This window comes from Propionivibrio sp., assembly GCF_017995515.1.
In the GTDB taxonomy this organism is placed as follows: Bacteria; Pseudomonadota; Gammaproteobacteria; order Burkholderiales; family Rhodocyclaceae; genus Propionivibrio.
Window position 1 is genome coordinate 13,785 of record NZ_JAGOIT010000064.1, and the last position, 6,565, is coordinate 20,349.

The window sequence follows — 6,565 nt, forward strand, 5'->3', positions numbered from 1 at the left end:
GGCGTCGCGGCTGAAATAGTTGCGCATGCCGGGGACGTTGCTGGTCACCGCGCAATCGCCGAGCGCCATGAGCAGCTTCGTGCGCGAGCGGACGAGCCGGATCTTGTGCAAGTCCTCCTCGCTGCTGACGGCGCCCTCGACGATCGTCAGGTCCACGTTCTCGGGAAACTCCTTGGCATCGACCAGCGGGCTGTAGACGAGGTCGATCTTGTCGGCGACGGCGAGCAGGCGTTCGTCCATGTCGAGGAAAGACATGTGGCAACCCGAGCAGCCATCGAGCCAAACCGTCGCGATTCGTGTCTTGCCCATAGTCGACCCTCCCGCCGGACTCAGATCCGCTGCCGTAGATACGCCGTCACGTCATTCAGGGTGACGAGATGCGCGTAGTCGGCTTCGGGGATCTCCACCTTGAGTTCGCGGTGCAGCCCGAGGAGGAAGTTGAGCCAATCCATCGAGTCGAGGTCGACCTGGTTGCGCAACGGCCGGTCGTCGCGCAATTCGTCCTCTTCAATCTCGGGCGCGATGGACTTGAGGACGCTCAAAGCCACCGTTCGGATTTCGGCTTCGTTCATGGCGTGCCACCTCTCTACAGTTCTTCGGGATGTTGCAGCAACTCGCGCAGTTCAAGCAGGAAGAGGGCGCCGCGATGGCCGTCGGAGACGCGGTGATCGGCCGCCAGGCTGGCGACGACGCTTGGCAGCAAGGTCAATTGGCCGTCGTCCTCCATGGGGCGCCGGGCGATGCGGCCAAAGCCGGCCAGCGCGACCTGGGGCGGATAGATCACGCCGAAGACCGTATCGACGCCCTGATCGCCGAGGTTGGTCACCGTGATCGTCGGTTCCGACATCTCGGAGCTCTTGAGCGAACCGGCGCGCGTGCGCTGCACGAGGTCGGTGAGGTCGTGCATCAGCTGCGTCAGCGACTTCGCGTCGGCGTCGAGGATCGCGGGCGCGATGAGTCCGCCCTGACGCAGTGAAATGGCTACGCCGACATGCACCGCGCTGGCCGGCTGGAAGCCGCCGTCGCGATGGAAGCCGTTGAATTCCGGATAGCGCTTCAAGGCGCGGGCGACCGCCTTGAGCAGCAAGACGGCCGGCAGCAGCCGTTCGTCCATGCCGCGTCTGGCATTTTCGCCTTCCAGCCACGCCATCGCTTTCGCCATCGGGATCGTTTCGCCCAGGTAGTAGTGCGGGATCTCGCGTTTGGATCGGCTCATCGCCGCAGCGATCGCCTTCCTCATTTCCGCCGCCTTGTCGGTCGGTGCGACCTTGGTTGCGGCGCGTTCGATGTCTTCGAGCGTCACCGCGCCGTTGGCGCCGGTTCCAGCGACGCCAGCGAGGTCGACGCCAAGTTCCTTGGCACGTTTGCGCGCAGCCGGCGAAACGGCTTTGCGTTCCGGCGTGACTGCGGCGGTGCCGCCGGCCTTCTTCGGCGCGGCCTTCTCGCCGGCTTCAAGGAGCGTCGCGAGCGGCGTGCCGACCGGAATCTTCTCGCCCGGCTGGACCAACAATTCGGCGACCGTGCCTTCCTGCCAGCACTCGACGTCGACCGCCGCCTTGGTGGTGTCGACGACGGCGACGACCTGGCCTTTCTTGACGACATCGCCCGGCTGCACGCTCCATTCAAGCAAGGTGGCTTCATCCATGTCGGCGCCGAGCGCCGGGAGCTTGAATTCGATCATGACCCGTCTCCGAAAAGCGCGCGCACCGCCGCGACGATCTTCTCCGGCTGCGGCAGGGCTGCATCTTCGAGGTGCTTGGCGTACGGTATCGGCACTTCTGCGGAACAGACGCGGGCGACCGGTGCGTCGAGATCGTAGAAGGCCTGCTCCATGATGCGCGCCATGACTTCAGCGGCGAGGCTGCCGGTGCACCAGCACTCGTCGACGATGACCGCGCGCCGGCACTTGCGCACCGATGCGAGGATCGTCCCGGTGTCGAGCGGCCGCAGCACGCGCAGATCGATCACCTCGGCCGCGATGCCTTCACCCGCGAGCGTCTCGGCGGCTTGCAAGGTCTTGGGCAGCGAACCGCCGTAGGTGATCAGCGCGACGTCCTTGCCCTCGCGGCGCACCCTGGCCGACGAGATGTCCGTGATCCGTTCGTCCGGTAGGTCGGCTTCCAGGTTGTAGAGCTGGACATGCTCGAAAATGACCACCGGGTCGGGATCGGCCAGCGCCGCGCCCAGCATCCCGAAGGCATCTTCGATGGTGGCCGGGGCGAGCACCTTGATGCCGGGGACGGACGCGTACCAGTTCTCGAAGCTGTGCGAGTGCTGGGCCGCGAGCTGCCGTCCGGCGCCGGTGGCCATGCGGATCACCAGCGGCACCGAGTACTGGCCGCCGGACATGTGGCGGTACAGCGCGGCGGTATTCACGATCTGGTCGAGGGCGAGCAGGCTGAAATTCACCGTCATCACTTCGACGATGGGCCGCATGCCGCCCAGTGCGGCACCGACGCCGGCACCGACGAACGTCAATTCGGACAACGGCGTGTCGCGGATGCGCTCGGGGCCGAATTCGGCCAGCAGCCCCTTGGAGACGGCATAGGTGCCGCCGTAGCGCCCGACGTCCTCGCCCATGAGGAACACGTGCGGGTCGTTCGCCAGCGCTTCCCGCAGTGCCTCGCGCAGCGCTTCGCGGTAACTCATCCGGCGGCTCATGGCGTGGCTCCCGAGTTGGCATATACATCGGTCAGAAGATCCTGCACCGGTTCCCACTCGCCGGCCTCGGCGAAGGCGACGGCCTCGCTCACTTCCTCTTCGACGACGGCGTCGAGCGCCAGGAATTCCGCTTCGTCCAGTTTCCCTTCCGCCTTCAGCCGTGCGGTGAACGTGTGGATCGGGCCGCGCGTCTTCCACGCGTCGACCTCGTCCTTGTCGCGGTACAGTTCGGCGTCGAACATCGAATGCGCGCGGAAACGGTAGGTGCGGAACTCGAGAAAGACCGGCCCGGCGCCCGAACGCACCTGGCTCACCGCCTCCTTGGTCGCCTCGTAAGTCGCGACGACGTCCATGCCATCGACGCTGCGCGCCGTCATGTTGTAGGACGACGCCTTGACGCACAGATCGGGTTGCGACTCATGCCGCTCGATGGCGGTGCCCATCGCGAAAAGATTGTTCTCGCAGCAGAACAGCACCGGCAGTTGCCACAGCGCGGCAAGGTTCATGGATTCGTGGAAGGCGCCTTCGGCCACGGCGCCGTCGCCGAAGAAGCACGCCGTGACACGCTCTCCGTGCCGCATCTTCGCCGCCAGCGCCAGGCCGACGGCAAGCGGCAGGCCGCCGCCGACGATGGCGTTGCCGCCGAACAGTCGCCGGCGCTTGTCGAAGAGATGCATGGAGCCGCCCCGGCCGCGCGCGCAGCCTTCGCGCTTGCCGTACATCTCGGCCATGATCGACTTCATGTCCACGCCGCGAATCAACGCCTGGCCGTGCTCGCGATAGGTGGCGACGACGTTGTCGTCGGGGTCCAGCGCGCGCAACGCACCGACAGCCACCGCCTCCTCGCCGATGCAAAGGTGGAGAAAACCGCGAATCTTCCCGGCGCCGTAAAGCTCCGCCGCTTTTTCCTCCAGATGCCGGATACGCAGCATGTCGACCAGCATTTCGTGGGCGAACGCCTTCGGCCAGGCTACGGGGCCTGACGGTGGGGGTGGTGCAGCGTGCGTGATCGTCATCTCACTCTCCTTCGAGGGTTGACGTATCGCCTTCCGGCAGACCCAGCTCCCGGGCCTTGAGCAGCCGGCGCATGATCTTGCCGCTGCGCGTGCGCGGCAGCTGCGGCATGAAGGCGATTTCCTTGGGCGCGACGGCGGCGCCGAGCCGCTTGCGGGCGTGGCCGAGCAGTTCCATGCGCAGGGCTTCGCTTTCCGCGAAGCCGCGCTTGAGCGAGACGAAGGCTTTCACCACTTCACCCACCACCGGGTCAGGTTTGCCGATGACGCCGGCTTCGGCCACCGCCGGGTGCTCCATCAGCGCGCTCTCCACTTCGAAGGGGCCGATCAGGTGGCCGGCCGACTTGATGACGTCGTCGGCGCGCCCGACGAACCAGAAGTAGCCGTCGGCGTCCCGCTTGGCCAGGTCGCCCGTCAGATACCACTCCTGGTTCGGGCCGGCGAAGCACTTGCGATAACGTTCCTCGTTGTTGAGGTAGCCGCGGAACATTGAGGGCCAGCCGGCCCTGAGCGCCAACTCGCCCTCGACGTTGGAGGCGCCGATTTCGCTGACGCCTCCGTCCTTGCTGTGCTGAACAATGGCCGCATCGACCCCCGGCAACGGACGCCCCATGGAGCCGGGCTTGATGTCGAAGGCCGCCGTATTGGCGATCATGATTCCGCCGGTTTCCGTCTGCCACCAGTTGTCGTGGATGGGCAGGCCAAGGACTTCTTTGCCCCACCAGACCGCTTCCGGATTCAGCGGCTCGCCGACGCTGGCGACGAAACGCAGTTTCGGGAAGGCGTACTTCCTGGCAATGTCGGCGCCGGCCTTCATCAACATCCGGATCGCCGTCGGCGCGGTGTACCAGACGGTTACCTGATGTTCCTGCAGGATGCCGTACCAGCGTTCCGCATCGAACTCCTCGCGATCGATGACCGAAGTGACACCATGCACCAGCGGGGCGATGATGCCGTAGGACGTGCCGGTCACCCAGCCGGGGTCGGCGGTGCACCAGTAGATGTCGTCGGAGTGCAGATCGAGCGCGTAGCGGCCGGTGGCCCAGTGCGTGACGACCGCACCGTGTACGTGCATGGCGCCCTTCGGCGTCCCCGTCGTGCCACTGGTGAAATGCATCAGCGACATGTCTTCTTCGGAAGTGGGCTCGATCTCCAGTTCGGCAGAAGCCGCGTCGAGCAAGGTCGCCAGGTCGAGTGTTCCGGGAACCGCCGTGCGTCCGCCGTCCTCCGCCACCAGCAGGATGTGTTGCAGCGTCGGCATGCTGTCACGCCACTTGGCGATCTTGCGTTCGTAGAGCGCGTCCGTCGTCACCAGCACCTTGCCCGCGCCGAGATTTACGCGCGTGGCGATGGGCTCCGGGCCAAAGGCCGAGAACAGCGGCGAGACCACCGTACCGTTCTTCAGGCTGCCCAATACCGCGATGTAGAGTTCCGGGATGCGGCCGGAGAGGATGAACAGCCGGTCGCCCTTGCCGATGCCGAGGTTTCTCAATACGTTGGCGAAGCGGTTGGTCAGCCGCGACAACTCGCCGTAACTCACGATGCGTTCTGGCGATCCCCGGCTGATGAAGCGAAATGCCTGCCGCTCCGCTTGGCCGGCGGCGACGTGCCGGTCGACGGCTTCATGGGCAATATTGATCCGCTTTCCCTGCTGGGTTCCCGGCGGGGCGGAAAGGGCGTTGCGTGCTGCAGTCCAGGAGAACTGTCGTCGCTCCGCTGAGTAATCGAGAAGATTGGGCCGAACGCGGAAGTCGTCCGCTGTCTTGCTGATGGTTATCGAAGAGTCCATGAATTTTGCACCCCCCGAAAACCACTATAGTGCGGTGGTCGGTGGGGTACAAATTTCATGTGTAAATGTGTTCGGCGGGACGCCTGCTTACGCGAATCCGAACTTGAGATCGGTACGCGATGGATCTGTCTAGTCAAACCCGGTGTCGGCGTTGCGTGGCGCACTGAAATACATCGCCACCGCGCTGGGCAGGACCAGGCAGGTGAGAATCAAGGCCATCGTTTCCATCAGGTTCGACCATTCCATAGAGATCCTGCGCATCCAATGTTCTGAGGAGCGAGATTCTATTCCCGGCCGCGACGTCAAACTGTAGGAGACGTCGGCGAGTTCGGTATCGGCCTGTAACGCATGGTAACGTCGCGGACCACTTGAGGAATGCCAGAGTCCGAGCGACGAAATCGTTTGGCAGGTGAACGGAAAATGGACGCCGTCCCCGCAGGGCGCGCCGGATGAACCGAGGGATTGAGTCGAGTGCGCGTGTCGCGCAGCAGCAATAGCCCGCTGGCTATCGCTGTTCGCAGCCTTGGCCGCGAGGACTGCTCAAGGCGATGTCGAGCAGATAGGGTACCGAGAGCAGTGCAATGATGGCGATCAGGTACGACATGATCGGAGCGCCTTAACGACCGTCGGGGATGTACTCTTCTTCGACCGACTCTTCCGGCAGGTTGAAGTAGAGCTCGAGGACGAAGGGGATCGCCAGGGCTGCGAGAACGATGATGGTGGTCAGCATGATGATTTCCTTTTCAAGAGTTAAGCGGACTCGGATTCGGTACGCGGGTTTTCGCGTTCGTTGAGATAGATGGCCAAGGCTTGCGGGACGAAGATCGCGTCGAGTGCCAGGGTGATGACAGCGAGAGTATGTAGCGTACTCATGTTTCTTCCTTTCGTAATGTGAAACGTTTTATCAACCTACGAAACGAAGTTTATCGATGTGCGAACCGGAAATCTGTTGCGACTTTGCATTGCTATCGTGTCGTTTGGTAACACGCTGGAACTTCCGGGACATCGTGGAGTCTTTTGCCAGTCGTTTGGCGCAAACTTCGTGCTGCCCGTAGCGAAGTCTCCGTAGAATTCAACCCAGCTAATCCATTAGCCATTTTTC

At 63.8% G+C, this 6,565-nt stretch carries 6 protein-coding genes and 1 pseudogene; all 7 read right to left on the minus strand.

Going from position 1 to position 6,565, the window contains the following annotated elements:
- Nucleotides 1-309, minus strand: a pseudogene (locus KBA32_RS11390) (oxidoreductase); the annotation flags it as partial.
- A gap of 20 nt (nt 310-329) precedes the next feature.
- Nucleotides 330-572 carry an acyl carrier protein gene (locus KBA32_RS11395; RefSeq protein WP_294359001.1) on the minus strand — a complete coding sequence of 81 codons (243 nt, stop codon included), beginning with the start codon at nt 570-572 and terminating at the stop codon, nt 330-332.
- A 14-nt stretch (nt 573-586) separates the two neighbouring features.
- The gene (locus KBA32_RS11400) at nt 587-1,681 is read right to left on the minus strand and encodes a dihydrolipoamide acetyltransferase family protein (protein WP_294359002.1); all 1,095 of its coding nucleotides are present in this window, start codon (nt 1,679-1,681) and stop codon (nt 587-589) included.
- Nucleotides 1,678-2,661 carry an alpha-ketoacid dehydrogenase subunit beta gene (locus KBA32_RS11405; protein ID WP_294359004.1) on the minus strand — a complete coding sequence of 328 codons (984 nt, stop codon included), beginning with the start codon at nt 2,659-2,661 and terminating at the stop codon, nt 1,678-1,680. Before KBA32_RS11405 ends, KBA32_RS11400 begins: the two co-directional genes overlap by 4 nt.
- Entirely contained in the window at nt 2,658-3,677 is a 1,020-nt protein-coding gene (gene pdhA, locus KBA32_RS11410) for a pyruvate dehydrogenase (acetyl-transferring) E1 component subunit alpha (protein WP_294359005.1), read from the minus strand. The genes KBA32_RS11405 and pdhA overlap by 4 nt, the downstream gene beginning before the upstream one ends.
- A 1-nt stretch (nt 3,678) precedes the next feature.
- A complete protein-coding gene (acsA, locus tag KBA32_RS11415) occupies nt 3,679-5,463 on the minus strand; it encodes an acetate--CoA ligase (protein ID WP_294359007.1) in 1,785 nt (594 codons plus the stop codon).
- 750 nt (nt 5,464-6,213) lie between these two features.
- Complete coding sequence (locus KBA32_RS11420) at nt 6,214-6,336, minus strand: hypothetical protein (protein WP_294359009.1); 123 nt, start codon at nt 6,334-6,336, stop codon at nt 6,214-6,216.
- Nucleotides 6,337-6,565: the final 229 nt, after the last annotated feature.